Below are 21,414 nucleotides of genomic sequence, written 5' to 3'. Positions count from 1 at the left end.
TATTTTTCAATTGGTTAGTTTTAAACTGATCTCTCATGATTACTCTATCGTTACTCTGATGATGTTATTGTACGGTCTGCTATCAAAAGTGTTGAAGCGTCCCATCAATAATAACGCACGTTTACCATCTTCAGATTGCATTTCCAACACATCATTTAATTTTTGTGTTGATCCGATTACGTTACCTATAGTATTATATCCTGCAGCTAACTCTCCAGTTTTATCAACAATCACGAAACCACTTCTGGATACGCCATCATAAGTTTTAAAGTCACCCGCTACAACAGAAAGCCCATCAGATAACTGCTTAACAAAATAAGGCTGACCTCCTATAAATGCTTTTGGTTTGAACGAAACATCAACTGATCCATCGTAATTCAATTGAACCATATTTAATGCAGGCACACCGTTAAACGTTTTGAACCTTCCAACTACAACATACTTATTGGTAGTGGCATTATAACTTACCGAAGAGATGTTATCATCTGCACCGGCACCGCCTGCATTAAATGTAGGATCTATGGTACCATCAGCCATTAATCTAATGATACGGCCAACAGTAGCATCATCAAACTTAGGAAACTCTCCATAGCAAAGAATTCTACCATCAGTATGCATAATTGACATCAACCTACCTGTTCCACCCGGTAAGCTCTTACCAAGAATGCCTTTGTAACCTGGTGCATTCGGTAAAAATCTCCAGGTTTTATCTAAGGTACCATCAGAGTTAAAGCGAACCAATTGTCTCACATCAACACTATCAATTACAGTACTGTCTTTATAAGTATAGCTGGATTGATCGTAACGACGAGACAAATAATAGTTAAAGTCACCCGTTGCAATTAACTTTCCATTGAAAGTGTAAAGGCTACGAATAACCTTGTCTACACCACCATTGAAAGGCGATACATATTTTGTTTTCTTTAAATAGGTAGTTACACCAATGGTGTCAATAACACCTGTGCTATTAATCTGGGTAATCTTACTAATATCGCCACCTCTTTGAGCGTATCCGCTAAAATCACCAGCAATGTAATACTTACCATTCAAGATTACCATATCATTTACAGTACCGTTCGCACCGGCTCCAGGTTGGAATGTACGATCCCAGGTTCCGTCTTTCAATAATCTGGTATACCTGCGGATTGGTTTAACAATACCTTTATTGTCATAATTCTGGAAATCTCCCATGATCATGATGTTGTTATCAGGCAATCTGTAAGCTTTTACAACCGTATTATCAGCGCCAATAGTACTTTTCCATGTTGGGTCTACCTTAACTTTACCAGTTACAGTAAATAATGGTCCGAATACCAATTCATTACCAACTTTAAAAGTAGTAACACCTGTACTTGCCCTAGTTGGAACCTTCACAGTTATACCTGCTGCATCTACCGATACGATATCTGCCTTCTCTCCATTGAACTGAAAAACCAGTTCTCCCTTGTCAAAATATGATTTAGCTCCGGTAACAGCAATCTTCACAGTTGTTCCAACTTCACCAGATTCCGGTACAGGAATTTGTTGTTCGTTAGTCACGATACCCAGCGCAGATTTTCCTCCATCATAAGGGTTGGGGAAGTCTGTACCCTTGTCCTTGCAGCCACCGATCAACAACCCGGCTGCAACAATCACTAAACTGGTATATTTAAATTTCATAATGCTTATTTTAATTTATTTACATCAATATTTCTCAGTCACTATATAAATATAAGTATTCTGATCAAATTTTTTATTTGCTTAAAAGCACCTCCGTATTAAAGTCGTCATTGAATCCAAACAAGTTAGCTCCTGGCGAAATAAATCCTTGTCCATTGTAGAACCCAAGGTAGATCGAAAGTGAATGAACGACACCATTTTTAGGTTGTATATCGGACGAAGCTACAGGTACCGCAATAAACTTACTCTTATCTGATGGATCAGGAACAAAGGAAATATGCAATTGACGGTAACCTGTATAGGCTACACCTGCAACACTATTATATACCACACCAATATTGGATAAGTCATTGTTATAGCCAAGATAATATCCTCCAGGATAAAGTGGTTTTAAGTTAAAATCCAATTGAGGATAATCTTTCAAAACTAATTTTCCTTTAAATAGATAGCGCATCAAGAATTTTTTCCAGGTTGCAGAAGGCACATCTCCCAATACTTTAATAGTATCTTTACGTGCATCAAACAAACGCTGGTTCAATCCACCCCTTAAATTATCAACTGTACTGTTAACCTGACCAATTGTTCTCCTGATCACCTCATCAGTAGGCGCAAAGAAAGTGATGTCCTCATTGGTGAACACATCCTCCATACCCGCCAGCTTAACAATTTGCGCAATGGAATCAAATTGAGAGTGTGTTTGCAGATACTGCAATACACTCCCATCATACTGGGCTTTAGCAAGCCCGCCATCAATAAAATAATCATCTTTGGCACAAGAAGACACCATCATGATCAGTGCCACTGAACATACTGCAATTGGTGTAAAATATCTCTTTATAAAATTTTTCATTTATTTAATTCAATTAGATTAAAGACCAGTACCTATCCAATATGAATTCAAAGTCATATACGGATTATTTTCCAAAGCGGATGAGTTGATTGGATATGTCCAACCGCCACGGTTAAATTTATCTGAAGTAAGCGGGTTATCAGTATAAAGTTTGCTTAAAACACGTTTGGTTCTTACTAAATCGTAGTAGTGACTACCTTCACCCAAAAGCTCCTTTGCACGTTCCCAGAAGATTGCGTCTTTAAGATCACCATCTTTTGCTCCATTAGGATATAAAGGTGCACCCAAGGCTCTCTGTCTTACCAGGTTCAACATTGTACCTGCTTGTGAAGTCATATTCATTTCCGCATAGGCTTCTGCCGCTAATAAAATAGCATCTGAATAGCGCATGATTAAATAGGTGTTATCCGGGTTGATATCCAAATTAGGATTGTTTGCATCCACAAAAGTATTTACAGCGAATTTCTTCAATTGGAAAGTCTCCGCATTTTGGTCAAATGGTGCTGTAAACCATATGGCTAACCTAGGATCATTCAAATCAGGAAAAAGCTTGTTCATATACTCAGCTGTGAAAACTGAAAAACTATAACGGTGGGTGTACTCTGGCACTTTGTACGGGAAGTGGATAAATGCATCACCGAAAGGCGAGTAAGCATTTGCCTGCGCAAATGGGTTGTTCAAATCCTGGTTATAGTTCAATGTTCTGAACAACTCAAACAAACTTTCCTCTGAACGACCTTTCGCTACTGTAGCCCACTCATTCATTGGTAATAACCTGAACGCACCACTCTTAACAATTTCCTCACCTAATGCAGCAGTTTCAGTATAGTTTCTGGATTTATTAGCCGGATCAAAACCAGCATTCCACATGTACATATTCATCAACAAGCCAATTGCAGCACCACGAGTAGCCCTAACTCCTCGCAAGGATGGATCTGAGATGGTTAGCGGCAAATCATTTCTAGGACCCTTCAAATCTTCGATACATTTATTGATCACCGACACCATGTTTTCACGAGGAAGCGGATCTTTCTGATAAGGTGTGGTATAATAAACTACATCACCATATAACCTAACCATTTGGAAATAGCACATGCAGCGGATAAATTTCGCCTCAGCAATATATCTCTTAGCTTCTGCATCGGTTAAGGCTGGGATACCCTCCTCAATTTTGCTAACCAAGATATTAGCTTGCTGAATAATTTGATACCACTCTTTCCACTGTGTTAATGATGCGAAATTATAGCCACCCCATGGACGGCTGTTATCGATACCTTCTAATAAAAGTCGGTCGTTAACGGTGGTCAAAGGAATTACCTGCGGAGCAAGGTTACCCTGAGGATCTGGAGTTTGCCTGGTGTGACCACCAAGTCGGCCTGTTCCCCTTCTACCATCACCACCCTGAACTGCTGGGATTACCTCACCAGAGCGAAACTCACCGGTTGCTCCTGCAAACGAAGTTTGGGTATATTTATCAAACATCTGACCATACATATCTGAGATATTACTCTCGATATCAGTGGCATTTTGGTAAAAGTTATTTCCTGTTAACTTGTCAATTGGGGTTATACTCAGGAATTTCTTACAACCGTATTGTGAAGCGCTTACCACAATTAATAAGCAAATAATAATTTTTTTCATGTCTTATGTTTTTCGTGACTTCAATTAAAATGTAACGTTAAAACCAAGCGTAAATGTTCTTGGGTTTGGATAACCGCTGGATAAATCTTTACCTAAATTTGTAACATTCTCAGGATTTGGACCAGAATATGGAGAGAAGGTAATTAAGTTAGCTGAAGATACATAGGTACGGATACCATTTAAACCAACACGCTTAGCAGTCTTTTTAGGTACATTATAAGATAAAGTTGCCTGATTTACTTTAAAGTAACTTCCATTCTCCTGCCATAAAGTTTGCTCAAACCTAAAGTTACCCATATACTGCTCATGTGCATAATTGAATGCGTTAGCATACGTTGCATCAGAATCACCAGGTCCAGTCCAGATGTTCAATTGATCAGCTGGTGGAACCGCAGAGAATCCAAATGGGTTGCTTAATAACAACAATCTTTTTGCAAGTGCGTTGTTCAGCACTGAACGTTTAGCTGTAAATGACGCGTAAAAATTCAGCGAAAACTGTCCGTAGGTGAAGGTGTTGGTAAAACCACCAGTAATCAAAGGCTGCGTGTTTCCAGAAATCAATCTGTCTCTGTTATCGATCAAATAATCACCATTTGCGTCAAAGAAACGGGCATCACCGCCTTGGTAAGAATTCAATGTGGAACCAAATCCTCCATTTCTCATTCTTAAACCAGTTACAGGATCAATTGGAACATCAGAAGTATTTGCGTACACGCCCTGATTAACAAACAAATAGTTTGATAACGAGTTTCTGCCAACTCTCAACGCGATGTACTGCGCAATATTATCCTGATTTCTTTGATCTATATACTGACCATTATATTGTTCAGGCAAGGTTAACAACACATCCTGGTTCCATGCACCGTTTACAGAGATGGTCCATTGTAATTTACTTTGCTTAGATAACGGACGGCTGGTTAATGACAACTCATATCCATAATTCGCAAGGGAAACACCGTTACTTGTATAATTAGTAAAAGCTAGATCATTTGATAGTTTATTATTAAATAACTCATTATCTACTTTTTTGTAATAGGTGTCAAAGATCACATCCAATTTACCATCGAAAAGGCCAACATCAAATCCTAAGTTGTACTGGATAACATTTTTTGCCTTCAAATAAGGATTCGGTACACGGTCAAAATCAACCCCGATCCGCGGTGAATTATTGTAAAACTGTCTTGGAACATATTGACCATAGATATCTGTAAGGGCGCCGTTAGGATAGATATTCTGACCAGCGGTTAACCTCAAGTCACCATAAGACAACCATTTTGAATTTTTGAAGATCTCTTCTTTGTTAAAATTCCACTTCAAACCAATTGATGGGTTTCTGGAGTAAGGGTCTAACTGACCACTTGCTGACGAACCATCTATACGGTAAGTTAAGTCCATTACATATTTCTTTTTATAGTCATACGTAAATGCAGCAGCAATAGCTACAGTTTTTAAATCGTAAAAACTGGTTAAGATACCACCACCTCTTGAAAAGTAACCGTCATAACCCAAAGGACCTTCGAATTGATCGTTTGGCAATCTCGTTAGGGAAGTGATACCAATTTGATTCTTTCTTACATACAACTCACTAAATAAGTTTAAGAAAAAGTTGTGCGCCTCATTGATTGATTTAACATAGGAGATGTTATTTCTGTTATACAATTGAGAGCTATAGCCACTGTAATTATAAACTGCAGCGAATTGTTGATTGGCAGCCGCAGGAAGGAAAGTATCTTTGATCTCAGTAGTATAATCGTAATTGGTCGTGGTACTCGCATTAACTCCAGGAAACAATTCATAACTAGCGTCCATCTGCGCGTTAATGTTTCTTGGACCGGCACTTTCCCTGATTTGCAAGGTAGTCAGTACATCACTGGTAGCTAATAAGAATGATGGGCCAGGCAGCAATGAAGATCTTTGTGAACTTTGATCTACTACACGTTGTAAAACACCAGTACCTGAACCCGATTGAACCTTACCTAATGATCCTCTTAATGATCCATAAAAACGCAATCTGGTAGTAGGTTTAAACTCCATGTTCATGTTCAAGCTGTAACGCTCAAAACCAGTATTGGCAATAATACCATTTTGCGAATAGTAACCTACGTTAGTTTTATAGTTGAATTTCTGATCACCACCATCCAAAGCAACGTTATGAGTAGTATTGAATTGATCGCTGTAGAAAATATCTTGCCAGTCTGTAGAGTTGTTATAAAACGCATTCAAACTATCTGCTAAGAACGGCGTATTGGAGATTAAATATTTATCAGAAAATATGCCATACTGATTAATCTGTGCCAACTTGAAATTACGCTCATTAACACCTCCGTAAGTTTCACGAAGTTTTGGAACTTTCGAAAGGTAATAATTAGAAGTATAAACAACTCTAGGAATTTCCGATTGACCACGTACAGTTTGGATCAAGATAACTCCATAAGCACCCCTGGAACCATACAATGCTGTTGCAGTTGCATCTTTCAATACCTCGATGCTGGCGATATCTTCCTGAGGAATTAAGGAAAGTGGACTTACGCCAGGACCTTGCTGATCAAAACCAAATTCTGATGCTTTGTCTGCATCCATAGGTACACCATCAATTACATATAGTGGTGATGTTGGTTGTAAGAAAGCATTCTCACCAGTACCTGTTACGGTAATGGTAGACAGACCACGAATATTGGTACTACCACGCATACCTGGAGCACCAGTATTGTTCTGAATGTTCAAACCCGCAACCTTACCCTGTAGCAATTGCTCCACGTTACCTACCGGAACATCCTGCACCTCTTTACCAGATACGATATAAGATGAACCAGTTGTAGTTTCACGGGTTCTTTTAACATAACCCCGAATTACAACCTCATCACTTAACTGGTTTTTGGTTTCGGATAATGAAACGTTAGCAATAGTTTGACCAGGCTTTAATTTAACCTGTATATTATCATAGCTGATATAACTGAATGTTAGTGTAGCACCGTCATCCACAGTTACTGAATAGGCACCATTTGCGTTAACTGTAGCTACAACCTTTAATGGCGACCCCGTCGATACGTAGGCTCCAACCATCGGTTCCTTGGACGCCGCATCTATAACGGTTCCCCTAACGGTAACCTTTTTAGTTTGCGCTATCAAATCCACGCACATAAAAATGCAACTGAAAAAAATTGATAGCAAAATAATTTGTTTTCTCATCGTATTAATTTTTTATCATTAGGATTTAATCGTTCTCGAATTTCGGGTTAACAGTTTTGAAATGGAATACAATCTCCCAATCTCCTTTTTCAAAAATTTTGAAATTGGTAGAGATCTTTCCTGTCTCTCTGACGTTACCAAATCCTAAGCGGGAAAAGCTAAACTCAACATAAGCCTGGTCACCACCAGTTGTACTTGTTACACCACCGGCTGTGTACATACTTGGTACCCTAGCCAACGGTATTGGGTAAGCCACGTCATATTTAACATAGGTTTTAGTCATCTTCTTGTTAAATCCATGAACCAATTGATCCCACTTGGTATCTCCAAATTTGACAGGATCAATGGCAACAGAATCCTTATCCAGGAATTTAAATCTTAATGTACTACCATTTGCATCATCTCCAGTGTACTTTCTGATATACATATATATCAAACCTGTATTTGGATTTCTCGCGCCATCAAACTGTGTATTTGTGGTAGCGCCTCTAATGATTCCTGAAACATTTGGATAGTTATATATTCTTGCCTTTCCTCCTGGAGTAGTAGTATTTGGTAATCCAGTAATTTGATTATAGTCGTCAGCCGGCTCATAAGGTACATCAATTCTTGGCGTAACTGTTAGATTCTTTATAACCCTTGATCCACCTGAATTGGTAACACGAACATCAAAATAACGAACATTCTGAGGATAAACAACCGAATCTCTCGGAGCAATAATGTCTCTTGTAGCTGAATTCCAAAATATCAGCTCCCCAGAGTTCTTCATTTCCAAAATTGGATGATTCTCTATTTTTCTCTTTGCTTCAATTTCCGCTAAACTGGTTTCTTTACCAGTATATTCACCTGTCCAAACCAGAACCGGCTTAGCTTGCAACATATCTGTTGCTGGTCTACCATCTCCAAACCTTGGATTTAAAATCTCAAAGGTCATTGGAAAAGTGGAATTATCAGCATTGAAAATGTCTTTGTAGTCATTAGTTCTGCCCAAAATCGGATCAAAATCCTTCCTGGTGAAATCTGCTCGGGTGCTTAGATAATCCCGCTCATCCGGCAGATTAAAAATCTTCCTGCAACCGGAGAAAGCAATTACTGCTGTTAACAGTATCAAAGCCTTATATTTAATTGCGTTTTGCATAATAGTCTTTTGGTTTAAAATCTCTTACTCGTTAATTAAAAGGTTTGTCTGTAGTTCAATGTCCATTCAGCCATTTGGAACAAACCATCACCATGATTGCTCAAAATCGTCAATCGATAATAACTATAAGATACTGTGTTTTTGAAATCAAATATCTTAGTTTCAAACCTGGATGAAAAATCAATATCCTGACGTGTATCTAACTGTACATAATTTGTACCGTCTAGTGAACCTTCTAACCTCCAGCTTTTCGGGTCCCTTCCTCCAGCATCATTTGCCGAGGTAACGGTATAAACGTTTGCAAGAAATGGTCCTGTAAAAGGTTTGTAGGTAATGATGGTAGGTGCATTATTACCATCAGTGAAACGCGCAATAAACTTGGTTAATACGTTATTGTCAAATAACTTATCAATACGCTCACCACCAGAAACTCCACCATCTTGGTAATCGCCATTAAATTTAACACTATAAGGTGGGGTAGTAGGCTTAGGTAATGCAGCATTATAAGCATTCATGTCTGCAAAAGTTAAATTCACAGGAGGTGGAACCAATGTCAACCTTCTCACAAACTCGTCAAACCCGAATACGTGATCTGCTCTCAACAAATGGATGATACCATTTTTAGCTTTAATGTTAACCGAAGTAGTAGTTGTTTTCGACCAATTGGCGACAAAAACACTACGTTTCGTGTTGGCAAATTCAATAACCTCAGAACCTCCATTTTGCCAGCCTTGAGCATCTGCATATAAACGCTGACCGTGCATCGGATAAGCACTTCTCACACTAGTGATGGTTTGCCCATCTCCCACAGAAAAATCCGAAGATAAGAACTCCTTACGGATGATGTACCTGGAGGTCATGGTATCAATGTGTGCTAAGTCTGCCTGAGCTTTCAAGATATCTTTTGGCAACAATGCTTGACCAGAAGTAATGTCCTTTAAGTAAACAGATGGCTTTCCTTGTGACCTGCGAATTTCATTTAAGTTCTTTATCGCAATCTGGAAACTCAAATTAGAAGGTGCAAACAGCGTAACAGTACTATCAGTTAAAGTCTTTTGCAAATTCAATTTGTCGATCAAGAAAACCAATGAATCATAAACACCTGGTTTGCTTTTTAAATACTCATATATATTCTGTGAAGTAGTGTTGTTAACCGGTTGTGCATTTTTATATGTATCCTCGGTTTTACACCCTACCTGAAACATTAGTGCAGAAAACAATGCTGCTCCTAAAAATTTTCCGTAAAAATTTAATCTTTTCATGTCTATCTTTCCTTAATTACTTCCAATATGAATTTTGAACTAACAACGGGTTCTGAGCAAGAATATCACGAGAAATCGGCCAGTAAATACCTCCTCTATTGATTAGGTCCATGAACTTAGCATTGGTCTGTTTGATCTTATTGTAGCGAACCTGATCATAGAAATGCATCCCCTCTCCCATAAATTCTTTTTGTCTTTCTAAGAATATCGCATCCAATACAGATCCGTTTCTATTTGCATCATACGCTAGATAAGTACTCGCACTCTCGTTTTGAACACCTTTATTATCTACGTTATACCTTAATTGCCTGATGGTATTCAAATCATTAATGGCATTACTATTCTCACCTAAAGCGGCGTAAGCTTCAGCCCGTAATAAGGTGATGTCTTCCAATCTGGTCACCACAATAGCGCTAGAATAAATCCTGAAAGTAGGATCCACTTGGCCATCTTGTATTACTTTGATCTTACTGAAGATTGGATACCTGCCTAAGAAATTGGTGAAATAAGCTTGGGAGTGTGTTGTACCAGTTGTATCAATGTTAAACCTTCCATCGTTGGTCTCTTTGAAAATTGTTAAAATTGAATCCTTTGGAACATATACATCAGGTATAGCTTTATTAACAACAGGTTCTGCCAACGCTAGTGATTCCATATTACCGGTAAAAGTGGCATCTTGATGGCCCCAAACAAAGCCGAAAGCCAGAAGGTGTTCGTTTCTTTTATCGTAAAAGAATCCGTTCCTCGAAGTTAAAAACGATGTGGAAGTATAATTCATTGCTGCTTTACCATAATCGGTAATTACAATGTTTGCATACTTAATAACATCTGTATACTTTCCTTGCCATGCCGCAACATTTGCCAGCATACCGTATGCAGTTAGTTTTCTGATCAAGGCCCCATTCCATCTGCTTTCATACTCATTGTAATACAAGCCTGGTTGTTGTATGTCGTTAACACTGTAACGGTAAGGTAAAACTACAGCAGCGGCCAGCATTTCAGACTGAACAAATTCCAAAATGGCATCTTTACTTGATTTTGGACGGTTCTCAAAACTACCATCTCTAGAAGAAATGATAAATGGAACATCACCCCAAATCCTAACCATGTAGAAGTAAGCATAAGCTCTTAAAAAACGAACTTGTGCAACATCTACATCCATATTATTTTGTGTATAGCGTTGATCTTTAGCTTTTACTTCAGGAATACGCTCCAAAAAGATATTTGCAGCATTAACGATCGCATAAAATCTCCTCCAGTTAGAAAGTGCATTTACAACTGGATATGATGCATTTAAATCATTTTTGATCACTGCTTTTAGATCCTGACGAACTGGGGAATCAAAATTACCCATGCGCACGTCACCGTAGATCCAGTGGCCATTATTATCAGCCAAAGCTGCTCTGGTCAAGCCATATACACCCATGATTCCTGCCCTGGCATCCTCAAGGGTGTTCCAGTAGTTCTCCTCACTTACCACACGGGTCGAGTTGATGTCCAGCGCTTTTTTACAACTTCCTGCAAGGAGGGTAAAGAAGACAAGACTCAGCAAAATTATTTTTTTCATTTTCTCAATTTTAAATGGTACTCAATATTATTTGTCTACGTTCCTGGAATTAAAAATCCATTTTAACACCAATTGTATACGTTCTTGGAATCTGCATTCCATAACCTGTATCATAACCTGAATAACCAGCCAGTTCAGGATCTTGACCTGTATAATTAGTCAGTGTAAATACATTGTTAACAGCACCGTAAACATAGAATCGCTCAACATTCGGAGATTTTTTCTTAAACATGCTGGTCAAATCGTAACCGATCGACACGGTACGTAATTTGATAAAAGATGCATTTTCTAGGAATAAATCTTGTCCAACTTGATAAGGTGAAACTGAACTCCAAGGGTTATAAATTGGGTATTTAGAATAATCTCCTCTTTTTTCCCAAAATGTAATTTCCTTCACAGAGTTAATGCTATTTTGACCTTCACGGTTAACAAAATCAAATCTGTTCGCCATTTCCTGATTGATTAAATCACGACCTACATTGTAATAGAAGTTTAGGTTCAATGACCAGTTTTTGTAGCCAAATTCGTTATTCCATCCACCTGAAAGTGTTGGTAAAGAATGTCCTTGCAAAGTTCTGTCAGCATCACTTATTGCGCCATCTCCGTTTACATCAAGCCATCTAGGATCACCTGCCTTTAATGTGATACCATTATAAGCCATTTTGCCACCTGCACCATTTGAAGGAACTTCAGCATCAGTATTATAGATTCCTTGGTTAGTTAATAACCAGTAGCTATCAACAGACTCTCCAACTTTAAGCATCCTGTCGCCAATAACGATTTGGTTCAAACCACCAGGTAATGCAGTTAACTCATTTCTGTTAAGGTTAACATTAACAGCTGATGTCCAAGATACTGTATTAGCTTTAGTAAACACATCTCCACTCAATACAAGATCTAGACCCATATTGCGGATAGCCATACCGTTTTTGATCACCGATGTATAACCATACTCAGCTGCAGATGGAACGCCTAACAACATGTTTTTATCATGTTTGTAGTAACCATCAATACTTCCATGAACACGGTCACCCAAGAAAGAAGCATCTAAACCTAGATTTGCCTGATCGGTATAAGCCCATTTAATATCATAACCTACAGAACCGAAGTTGTAAGGACGAGTCAAAGTAGCAATACCATTGTATCCCGGAGATATTAGGTTACCAGTAAACCCGATGAAAGCAGTGTATTGAGGACCTTGTCCATAATTGTCAAAGTTCTCAAATCTTCCCATCCTGCCTACACTTGCACGAAGATTCAACTCAGAGAAAGTATCATCATCAGCAAAGAATTCCTTTTTCATATCCCATCCTGCTGAAACAATAGGTGAATAATACCAGCGATTGGTTGGTTGTTGATTGGACGAAGCATCCGCACGTAAGATCGCTGAGAAATTGTATTTATCTTTGAAGCTATAATCTGCCTTTCCGTAGAATGACAATTGATTATTTTTTGTTCTATCTAAAAACTTATAAACCAAGAATTTTGAATAAACATAAGGCTCTAAGTAGTTAGATTGGTTAGGATCAGAATACAATAAATTTAACTTAATAAAGTCATTACTACCTTTATATGCATAAGCATTAGTATAACGGTATAAATCGTTTTGTATCGTATTTCCTACAGTGAAAGTAAACTTGTTATCTTCATTTAAATCCAAATCATAAGTAGCAATGTTATCAATAGTCGAACGTTGATTGTACCCAAAATAATTGGAAGCAAAGTTGGTTGTCTGTAACAAAGTACGTGCATAGAAAATATCACGATAACCCTCGTAATAATCTAGTCCAAATGTGGTAATGAATTTAAATTTACCCAGATCAACACCAACCTTGGCATAGCCCTCGATAATATTTGACCTATTGTTGTCAAAGCCTTTATTGAACTCGCTCAAATAGGAGTCATACTTATCTTTATTTGGAGCGATAGGTGAAGTCAAATCCGGAATGTAGTTCACAGTTGCGAAACGGTCACGCACATTTCGGTTGCGATCACGCTGAACACGGTTGGCATTTACCATTGCGCTAAAAGTTAACCATTGCACAGGTTTCATATTGATGATGAAACGCGTGTCATACCGATCAGCTTTAGTATCATCTGCAATACCAGCGCTACGAAGGGAACCTACAGAGAAACGGAAGTTAGCACGATCAGTACCACCAGCTATACTTGCATTGATGCCATACTGAAGTTCTTTTCCATAGTAGCTTTCACTCCAGTTAGCCGGACCATAGTATGCGTTATTCAATGAATCACTTAAGTATAATGGATAAACATCATTATCGCCATATACACCATTGGCAGTATACTTGTTATAGAACTGTCTTCTGAAATCATTTTCAAATTTACCATTAACCGTAGTTACCGCATTTGGGGTAGCCACGCCAACGTAACTATCGAAAGTAATTCTTCTTTTGGTACTTGGAGAATTAGTTGTCAATAAGATAACACCGTTTGCTCCTTTAGGTCCATATATGGCAGTCGCATTTAAACCTGTTAAAACCTGAACAGATTGAATGTTGGCCATATTGATATTAGCTAAAGGATTTGTAGCCGGACCCAGTCTATCATACTTGTACTGCTGGATGTCAAATGCAAATGGATGCTCGCCAATTAATGGAACACCGTCTAATATTACTAATGGTTGTGTTTGAAAAACTTCACGTTGTGATAATAATGGTTGTGAAGTTCCATGAATGTACATGTTTTGAACGGTACCTGGCTCACCAGATGGTTCGGTAACATATAAACCTGCAGCTTCTCCTTTTAAATACTGTTGTAAAGAGATCGCCGGAAATGTGGATAGCTTCTTAGGATCAAGATTACTGCCTTTAGATTCAAGCTTTTTAGCAATAGTCTTTGGCAAAGGCTTAATACCTACAGTAGCAGTGTCCTTCTTAGCGGTGTCCGACTTAGCCGTATCCGTCTGTTGGAAGCTTCGCACTAACGAGAAGTGATTCGAAACACAGGCAGACCTAGCCGTATTGCCGAAGGAGTATGTTGTTGTACACAGCACACCCAGAAAAGTTATAGTTGCAATAATGCGCATAACAGATAATTAAGTATTAACTGATTAAAAAACTGTTTATTAATTGTTTGATGTAATGGAAATACCGTAAACAAAGAAAACAACTCCTAGCCCTGGGAAATTGAAGGCTTGAAACTATCAGCTGTTATTTAAGATATAGGTTAAATCGTTTTAGCTTGTTTGGACTATTAAAAATTAGTCATAAGCAAAACAGACTCAACTAAGGCTGCTCTATTGTGCTTCTGATAATGATTGTAGTGCTGAAGTGAGGCATCACTCCCTAGATTTTTTGTAAAAGTTCGATTCATAGCTTGGTTTATAAAATTATATACTTGGTTTGTTAAATAACCGACCATTTGTGCTAAATCGATTATTCCCTTAACAATGATACGAAAGAAAAAATTAATTGCAAATGTTTTAACTGATTTTTTTTTAACAATTTTTAACAGCTAAATCATTTTATTTGTTTTACTCCCAAAGGTTTTGAATTTGAACTAAAAACTATACACAATATATACACAACGCTAAAATCCGACTTTTATAGCGCATACTTTTTCAGACAATTGTTTCTTATCAGTAATTATTCCATCTTATAAAAAATTACTTAGCCAGTAATCGGACTAAAATTTGTTATTTTGGATTGTTTATAACAACAGGCCATTTTACAAAAAATCAAATATGCCAGTTAATCCTAAAAAAAAGAGCAGCAACATTCTATCTATAGATATTGGCGGCACAAGTGTTAAAGCATGTATTTTAACTCAAGAAGGTGAACTTCTTACCGATTTCAAAAAGATTCCTACCCCAAAGAAATCAACTCCTGAGAACATTATAGAAATCATCAAACAACTGGTTTCTTCTTTTGACGACGATTTTGATAGGGTGTCTGTCGGTTTTCCTGGATACGTAAAAAAAGGTGTGGTTGAAACTGCGCCAAACCTTGCCAAAAATCAATGGGCAAACGTTAATCTTGCTCAACAGATCAGCAATTTGCTGGACCTGCCTGTAAGACTAATTAACGATGCCGACCAACAAGCACTGGGGCTTGTAAAGGGCAAAGGATTCGAGATCGTATTTACTGTAGGAACAGGATTTGGAACCGCTTTAGTATATGACGGCGAGCTCCTGCCCCACCTAGAGCTTGCACACTTGCCTGTAACAAAGAAAAAGGATTACGATGCTTACATCGGTACCTCCGCTTTTGAAGAAATAGGTGAAAAAAAATGGAACGAACGCCTCCAAAGAATCATTGAGATTTACAAGACAGTATTTAACTATGATACGTTATATATTGGCGGTGGTAATTCCAAGCATATTAGTTTTGAGTTGGACCATAATATTCATCTGGTTACCAATAAAGATGGCATCAAAGGAGGTGCTAAACTTTGGCAAGCCGCTGAAAAATATCATGTATACACTATCCATCCTGATAAAAAATAAAAAATGAATGATAAATTTACTTTAGGAATGATTGGCCTGGGAACAATGGGCCGCAACCTATTGCTCAACATGGCAGACCACGGATTTCGAGTTACCGGATACGATAAGGATCCTAAAATGTTGAAGAAACTTGCCGAAGACGGAGCTGAACATAACTTGAAGGGCTTTGAAGAGCTTAATGACTTCATAAACAGCTTGGAACTACCAAGAAGGATCATGCTTCTGGTGCCAGCCGGCGCCATAGTGGACAGCGTAATCAGCGAACTTGTTCCGCTCCTGGATAAAGATGATATGATTATTGACAGTGGTAACTCACACTTTACCGATACAAGCCGCAGGGCTAAAGAACTTTCTGAACAAGGGATCCATTTCTTCGGAATGGGAATTTCTGGTGGTGAAGAAGGCGCACGTTTTGGACCAAGTATGATGCCTGGTGGAGATAAAACGGCATATAATTCTGTAAAACCTATATTAGAGGCTGTTTCTGCGAAAGTCAATGGGGATCCTTGTGTCGCCTATATCGGTCCTGGCGCCTCTGGCCACTTTGTTAAAATGGTGCACAACGGAATAGAATATGCGATGATGCAAATCCTTGCAGAAACTTATGATCTGTTGAAAAATGGTCTTAAATACGATAACGAACAGATTTATAACCTTTTTGACAAATGGAACCAAGGCAGACTCAAGTCCTTCCTGCTTGAAGTTACTAAAGACATTTTTAAAGTCAAAGATGAGAAAACCGGTGGGATGCTGATTGATTTTATTAAAGATGAAGCAAAATCAAAGGGCACTGGAAAATGGACTACGCAAGTTTCTGTAGATTTACAGCTACCTATTCCAACTATAAATGAAGCAGTTAGCACGAGAGATCTGTCAAAATTTAAGTCACTCAGAATCAATCTGGCCGAAGCGCTTCCACATGAGAAAGCTGCGATCTCAGATGCTGCAACTTTCGAAATTCAGCTGGAGCAGGCACTTTACTTCGCAATGATCACTTCATATGCACAGGGACTTCATTTGCTTGAACAGGCATCTGCTGAATTTAAATATGACCTTAACCTAAAAGAAATATCTCAAATTTGGAGAGGTGGATGTATCATAAGAGCAGAATTATTGGAGGATATTTTCCAAGCTTATACCAAACAACCGAAATTACCTCACCTTTTTAGTGATTCGGGCATACAGCATCAATTAAAAGACATAATAGGTGACACCAGATCAGTAGTTATAGCTGCCATAGCAAATGGCATCGCCATTCCTTGCTATGCTTCAGCGCTTACTTATTACGATTCGCTAAGAACTGCAAATTCACCACTAAATTTAACTCAGGCGCAAAGAGACTTTTTTGGAGCGCATACCTTTGAACGCATTGATGAAGAAGGCATTTTTCATGCCAACTGGAATACCAATAATTAGCATTACAAACCTTAACAGATGAAAACTAGCATCAGTCTAAACCCCACAATTATTGTAATTTTTGGAGGAACAGGCGATTTAAATTTGCGCAAACTTGCTCCTGCGCTTTATAACCTTTATGCAGATGGCTATATGCCTGAGAAATATGCCATTATAGGTACTGCAAGAAAGCCGCTTAACGATGAGAAATTCCGCACCGCACTTATGGACGGCGTAAATAGTTTCTCCAGATCTGGTAAAGTAAAACAAGACAAATGGTCTAAATTTGCAGAGCATATCCACTACACGTCTGTAGACGTAGAGTCGCCAGAAACTTTTGGCAACCTCAAGAAAAACATTGAAAAATATCAGGCAGAATTTGGCCCAACAACACAAGTATTGTATTACTTAGCTGTTGCTCCCAATCTATTTCCCCTTATTGCACAATGTCTTTCCAAGTACGAACTTGCTGGCAACGAAGATAATTGTCGAATCGTAATCGAAAAGCCATTTGGTCGCGATTTACAGACAGCTAAAGACCTCAATTGTATTCTTACCGGCATATTTACAGAAAAACAAATCTACCGCATAGATCATTACCTGGGTAAAGAGACCGTTCAAAATATTATGGCCTTCCGGTTCGCTAATTCATTCTTGGAGCCACTCTGGAACAGAACATACATTGATCATATTCAAATTTCTGTTACTGAACAACTTGGCGTTGGCGATAGAGGTGGTTACTACGAAGGAGCAGGTGCATTGCGGGACATGATCCAAAACCACCTACTGCAGCTATTGTGCCTGATTGGTATGGAAACACCGGTAAACTTTGATGCTGACGAGATCAGAAATAAGAAGGTTGACGTATTAAAGGCGATGAGGCCATTTAGCCCGGAGGATATACGTTTTAGCACTGTTCGCGGGCAATATACCAAAGGTTGGGTTGAAGGGAAAGAAGTTCCTGGGTATCGTCATGAAACCGGCGTTGATCCGGATTCTAATACCGAAACCTTTGCAGCTATTAAATTTTTTGTAGACAACTGGAGATGGCAGGGCGTTCCATTTTATGTCAGAACCGGTAAACGCCTGTTTCAGACCTCTTCTTTGATCACCATCCAGTTTAAAGATGTCCCACATCATATTTTTCCGGCAGGAGTTACTGAGCATTGGCAACAAAACAGATTGATAATCAGCATACAACCAGAGATGAGTATTCGTTTGCAAGTGCAAGGTAAGAGACCAGGCTTAGATATGGTTCTTAACCCTGTCGATATGGTTTTCGATTATAAGGGTACATACAGTACTGAAACACCAGAGGCTTATGAAACACTCCTATTAGATGTTATGACGGGCGACCAAACGCAATTCATGCGTGCGGATCAGGTCGAAAGTGCATGGGAACTACTTATGCCTGTTGTAAATGCATGGGCAAATAAAAAGTCTTTGAGTTTCCCTAACTATACTGCTGATTCATGGGGACCTGAAGATGCCGAAGCGCTTATTGCGAGAGACGGCTTTCACTGGTTTACCTTACCACTAAACAAAGACTAGATGAATCTTTTGATCTATCATACCGGCCAGGAATTGTTCAGGGACCTGGCCGATTATATTATCAATATCGCCAATCAATCAATCAAGGAAAAAGGCCATTTTAATTTCGTGCTTACTGGCGGTAATTCGCCAAAGAAATTATACGAATTATTGGTTACTAATTACCATGACAAAACAGATTGGACAAAGGTATTTTTCTTTTTCGGAGATGAGCGTAATGTACCGGCAACACATGAAAACTACAACGGTTTGATGGCTAAGACTACGCTTTTAGAACCACTTAAAATCGCTGCCGATCATATTTTCTATGTGGATACCAGTATAGAACCTGAGAAAGCCGCAATTGAATATTTCAAGGCAATTACAGCACACTTCAACGGTGCAGACCTGTCATTTGATCTTATACTTCTAGGAATGGGTGATGATGCTCATACTGCCTCCCTGTTCCCTGAAACGACCATTCTCACCAACAACAATGTCACTATTGATTCGGTGTATGTCGACAAACTATCCACGTATCGCATCAGTTTCACTGCTCCACTCATTAATAAATCTAAGAATATTGCATTTCTAGTTTTCGGAGAATCGAAGGCGAATGCGATCAAGCATGTCATAGAAGATCAGGAGAAGAACACCAGCCTGTATCCTTCCCAACTAATTGAACCAATAGAGGGAACGTTGACATTTTTCATTGATCAGGAGGCTGCAAATCTACTAAATAATTAGGTGTTTAAAAGCACCTAATTTTACACCTTATTATTAGGTGCAATTTTGCACTGAAAAACAGGTTCAATTTTACACTGAAAAAAGGTGTATATTTACACCATAAAACAGGTTCAATTTTACACCATTAGCATTATATGATCTACGTATTTGGAGGCATCAAAGGAGGAGTTGGAAAAACAACTGTAGCTGTAAACTTCATCCAGTATTTGGCAGAACAACATAAAAGAGACATCCTGCTGATCGATGCAGACGACCAGGAAACGGCAACAGACTACACGGCCTGGCGTGACGCAACGCTGGAGGGCAACTTAGGGTTTACGGCAATAAAGCTCACAGGCGATGCAATTCGGTCTCAAATGCCAAATCTTAAAAAAAAGTATGATGACATCATAATTGATACAGGTGGTAGAGACACTAAAAGTCAGCGTGCTGCACTTATTGTTGCAGACACCTACTTGGTTCCCTTCTACCCGCGCAGTTTCGACTTCTGGACGGTAACTAAAGTTCAGCAACTGATAGAAGACATCAAATCAGTAAATCACGAGCTAAAGGTATTTGCATTCCTAAATCGCGCGGATTTAAGAAGTGCAGACAACAGAGATACTGCTGCTGCTCTGGAAGAAGCTGAAGGATTAACATATATTAACCAGCCACTAATTAACCGCAAATGTTTCTCGAATGCGGCAGGAAAAGGAATTTCAGTATTCGAGTACGAGCCAGCAGATGATAAGGCCATTAGTGAACTAAACGCATTGTTTAACGAAGTGATGAAATTAGCTTAGAACATGTCAAAAATACAATTACCTCCGAAAAGAACACCTGAAATTAAGGTAGAAGAACGCCCAACCTCAAGGGCAAGTGAAAAAAAAATCAAAGAAATCATCAATAAAGGTGGCAGCCCTAAACAAGTTGACAGACCCGCCGAAGATAAAGTCAAAAATTTTAATATTCTAATTTTGGAAAGTGACCTTGAGACTATAGCTGAACTGTGCGACAGGCGACCAAAAAAACCAGGAAGAATCATCGGATTCTCCAAAAAAGACTGGCTCCTTGAAGCGATACAAGAGAAAATAGACAAAGAGAGGAAGAAGTTTAATGTGTAAAATTAGGTTTGCTTTTACACCTAAAAACAAACCTAATAACAGGTGCTTTTTAAATTAAAACTAATTACTAAACTGCAATACGTTCCGTAACCAAAGCATTAGTTTCTTGATTAATTCCTCTAAGTTCTACATACTTAACATTAGGAATCCAAAAAGACCCTCCTTCAATACGGACAAAAATACGGTCTAGCAGTAGCTTTGTATTATTCACTGTAACGTAAACATGGTATTTTTTATCTACGATAGATTTAAGTAGATATAATGGCAGCTTTTTATGAGAAACAAATCGAAGCTCGAACTGGTCTTTTCCTATTACCTTCGAATCCACACCATAAGCAAATTTCTTTTGAACATAAGATAGGTCTTTCTTATCACCCCCTTCAGTATATCTGATCCAATAGGCCGATACCGGCTCTTTTTCATCTATATCTCCATTGTCCTTAATATTTAAGGCATAAATGAGTGTATTTATGTTTGGATCACGCTGTAAATAAAAAAGTTGATTATTGATGCCTTTCGGCGCAGGAAATTTCAACGGAGACGGGTTGCTCTTGTCAGATTGACCAAAAGTTGAAGAAACAAAAGAGGCTACAAATAGTCCCACCAAAAGAACTTTATTTAAACTTAACGTAATCATACAGCAAAGTTAATAACAACAAACAAAATTAGCACAAGAAAAATGTCAGTGTTCAGACATTATGTGAATGATAAATTGCTGATTTTCCTCCTGTTCTATACTGATTACGAACTTATGTGAACAAATCTTGTTCACAATATCGACTCAAAAAACATTCATCTTGCAGTTCATTTTTATGAACAAAATGAACATTCAATACATCTTGATAAAATTACCTGATTGTCAATA

15 protein-coding genes are annotated in these 21,414 nt (G+C 38.4%); 6 read left to right on the top strand and 9 right to left on the bottom strand.

Annotation, left to right across the window (positions count from 1 at the left end; translation table 11 throughout):
• Nucleotides 1-39 precede the first annotated feature (39 nt).
• The 8 genes from ACXZ1K_RS09545 to ACXZ1K_RS09510 all read right to left on the bottom strand — a co-directional run bounded on the left by ACXZ1K_RS09545 (nt 40) and on the right by ACXZ1K_RS09510 (nt 14,355).
• Nucleotides 40-1,659: a DUF5008 domain-containing protein gene (locus ACXZ1K_RS09545; RefSeq protein ID WP_458973158.1), complete on the bottom strand. Its 1,620-nt coding sequence runs from the start codon at nt 1,657-1,659 to the stop codon at nt 40-42.
• Between the two features lie 73 nt (nt 1,660-1,732).
• Nucleotides 1,733-2,509: a hypothetical protein gene (locus ACXZ1K_RS09540; RefSeq protein WP_458973157.1), complete on the bottom strand. Its 777-nt coding sequence runs from the start codon at nt 2,507-2,509 to the stop codon at nt 1,733-1,735.
• 18 nt (nt 2,510-2,527) lie between these two features.
• A complete protein-coding gene (locus ACXZ1K_RS09535; protein ID WP_458973156.1) occupies nt 2,528-4,150 on the bottom strand; it encodes a RagB/SusD family nutrient uptake outer membrane protein in 1,623 nt (540 codons plus the stop codon).
• 24 nt (nt 4,151-4,174) lie between these two features.
• Nucleotides 4,175-7,339, bottom strand: coding sequence for a SusC/RagA family TonB-linked outer membrane protein (locus ACXZ1K_RS09530; protein ID WP_458973155.1), 3,165 nt, complete (start codon nt 7,337-7,339; stop codon nt 4,175-4,177).
• Between the two features lie 25 nt (nt 7,340-7,364).
• Nucleotides 7,365-8,477 (bottom strand): DUF5007 domain-containing protein, encoded by a 1,113-nt coding sequence (locus ACXZ1K_RS09525; RefSeq protein WP_458973154.1) that lies wholly within the window; start codon nt 8,475-8,477, stop codon nt 7,365-7,367.
• Between the two features lie 35 nt (nt 8,478-8,512).
• Nucleotides 8,513-9,739 carry an ATP/GTP-binding protein gene (locus tag ACXZ1K_RS09520; protein WP_458973153.1) on the bottom strand — a complete coding sequence of 409 codons (1,227 nt, stop codon included), beginning with the start codon at nt 9,737-9,739 and terminating at the stop codon, nt 8,513-8,515.
• Between the two features lie 16 nt (nt 9,740-9,755).
• On the bottom strand, nt 9,756-11,306 hold the full coding sequence (locus ACXZ1K_RS09515; RefSeq protein WP_458973152.1) for a RagB/SusD family nutrient uptake outer membrane protein: 1,551 nt from the start codon (nt 11,304-11,306) through the stop codon (nt 9,756-9,758).
• A gap of 49 nt (nt 11,307-11,355) precedes the next feature.
• On the bottom strand, nt 11,356-14,355 hold the full coding sequence (locus ACXZ1K_RS09510) for a SusC/RagA family TonB-linked outer membrane protein (RefSeq protein ID WP_458973151.1): 3,000 nt from the start codon (nt 14,353-14,355) through the stop codon (nt 11,356-11,358).
• Between the two features lie 657 nt (nt 14,356-15,012).
• Between ACXZ1K_RS09510 and ACXZ1K_RS09505 the strand changes: the two genes are divergently transcribed.
• The 6 genes from ACXZ1K_RS09505 (at nt 15,013) to ACXZ1K_RS09480 (ending at nt 20,549) form a co-directional block, all read left to right on the top strand.
• On the top strand, nt 15,013-15,774 hold the full coding sequence (locus tag ACXZ1K_RS09505; protein WP_458973150.1) for an ROK family protein: 762 nt from the start codon (nt 15,013-15,015) through the stop codon (nt 15,772-15,774).
• 3 nt (nt 15,775-15,777) lie between these two features.
• Nucleotides 15,778-17,190, top strand: coding sequence for an NADP-dependent phosphogluconate dehydrogenase (gndA, locus tag ACXZ1K_RS09500; RefSeq protein WP_458973149.1), 1,413 nt, complete (start codon nt 15,778-15,780; stop codon nt 17,188-17,190).
• A gap of 18 nt (nt 17,191-17,208) precedes the next feature.
• Nucleotides 17,209-18,720, top strand: a complete 1,512-nt coding sequence (gene zwf, locus ACXZ1K_RS09495) for a glucose-6-phosphate dehydrogenase (RefSeq protein WP_458973148.1) — start codon at nt 17,209-17,211, stop codon at nt 18,718-18,720.
• Nucleotides 18,721-19,446 carry a 6-phosphogluconolactonase gene (gene pgl, locus ACXZ1K_RS09490; RefSeq protein WP_458973147.1) on the top strand — a complete coding sequence of 242 codons (726 nt, stop codon included), beginning with the start codon at nt 18,721-18,723 and terminating at the stop codon, nt 19,444-19,446.
• Between the two features lie 134 nt (nt 19,447-19,580).
• Entirely contained in the window at nt 19,581-20,228 is a 648-nt protein-coding gene (locus tag ACXZ1K_RS09485) for an AAA family ATPase (RefSeq protein ID WP_458973146.1), read from the top strand.
• 3 nt (nt 20,229-20,231) lie between these two features.
• On the top strand, nt 20,232-20,549 hold the full coding sequence (locus ACXZ1K_RS09480; RefSeq protein WP_458973145.1) for a hypothetical protein: 318 nt from the start codon (nt 20,232-20,234) through the stop codon (nt 20,547-20,549).
• A 67-nt stretch (nt 20,550-20,616) separates the two neighbouring features.
• Here ACXZ1K_RS09480 and ACXZ1K_RS09475 read toward each other — a convergent pair whose 3' ends face one another.
• Nucleotides 20,617-21,186 carry a DUF4833 domain-containing protein gene (locus tag ACXZ1K_RS09475; protein WP_458973144.1) on the bottom strand — a complete coding sequence of 190 codons (570 nt, stop codon included), beginning with the start codon at nt 21,184-21,186 and terminating at the stop codon, nt 20,617-20,619.
• Nucleotides 21,187-21,414: the final 228 nt, after the last annotated feature.

Source organism: Pedobacter jaeyakensis, assembly GCF_054461315.1.
The sequence above is the reverse complement of the archived record's forward strand: the minus strand, read 5'-3'. Positions and strand labels throughout refer to the sequence as shown.

What these genes read in the sequence shown, in the direction of transcription:
- ACXZ1K_RS09525 (WP_458973154.1), bottom strand. Translation starts at nt 8,477, where the DNA reads ATGCAAAACGCAATTAAATATAAGGCTTTGATACTGTTAACAGCAGTA.
- zwf (WP_458973148.1), top strand. Translation starts at nt 17,209, where the DNA reads ATGAAAACTAGCATCAGTCTAAACCCCACAATTATTGTAATTTTTGGA.
- ACXZ1K_RS09545 (WP_458973158.1), bottom strand. Translation starts at nt 1,659, where the DNA reads ATGAAATTTAAATATACCAGTTTAGTGATTGTTGCAGCCGGGTTGTTG.
- ACXZ1K_RS09520 (WP_458973153.1), bottom strand. Translation starts at nt 9,739, where the DNA reads ATGAAAAGATTAAATTTTTACGGAAAATTTTTAGGAGCAGCATTGTTT.
- ACXZ1K_RS09510 (WP_458973151.1), bottom strand. Translation starts at nt 14,355, where the DNA reads ATGCGCATTATTGCAACTATAACTTTTCTGGGTGTGCTGTGTACAACA.
- ACXZ1K_RS09530 (WP_458973155.1), bottom strand. Translation starts at nt 7,339, where the DNA reads ATGAGAAAACAAATTATTTTGCTATCAATTTTTTTCAGTTGCATTTTT.
- ACXZ1K_RS09475 (WP_458973144.1), bottom strand. Translation starts at nt 21,186, where the DNA reads ATGATTACGTTAAGTTTAAATAAAGTTCTTTTGGTGGGACTATTTGTA.
- ACXZ1K_RS09505 (WP_458973150.1), top strand. Translation starts at nt 15,013, where the DNA reads ATGCCAGTTAATCCTAAAAAAAAGAGCAGCAACATTCTATCTATAGAT.
- ACXZ1K_RS09535 (WP_458973156.1), bottom strand. Translation starts at nt 4,150, where the DNA reads ATGAAAAAAATTATTATTTGCTTATTAATTGTGGTAAGCGCTTCACAA.
- gndA (WP_458973149.1), top strand. Translation starts at nt 15,778, where the DNA reads ATGAATGATAAATTTACTTTAGGAATGATTGGCCTGGGAACAATGGGC.
- pgl (WP_458973147.1), top strand. Translation starts at nt 18,721, where the DNA reads ATGAATCTTTTGATCTATCATACCGGCCAGGAATTGTTCAGGGACCTG.
- ACXZ1K_RS09540 (WP_458973157.1), bottom strand. Translation starts at nt 2,509, where the DNA reads ATGAAAAATTTTATAAAGAGATATTTTACACCAATTGCAGTATGTTCA.
- ACXZ1K_RS09480 (WP_458973145.1), top strand. Translation starts at nt 20,232, where the DNA reads ATGTCAAAAATACAATTACCTCCGAAAAGAACACCTGAAATTAAGGTA.
- ACXZ1K_RS09485 (WP_458973146.1), top strand. Translation starts at nt 19,581, where the DNA reads ATGATCTACGTATTTGGAGGCATCAAAGGAGGAGTTGGAAAAACAACT.
- ACXZ1K_RS09515 (WP_458973152.1), bottom strand. Translation starts at nt 11,306, where the DNA reads ATGAAAAAAATAATTTTGCTGAGTCTTGTCTTCTTTACCCTCCTTGCA.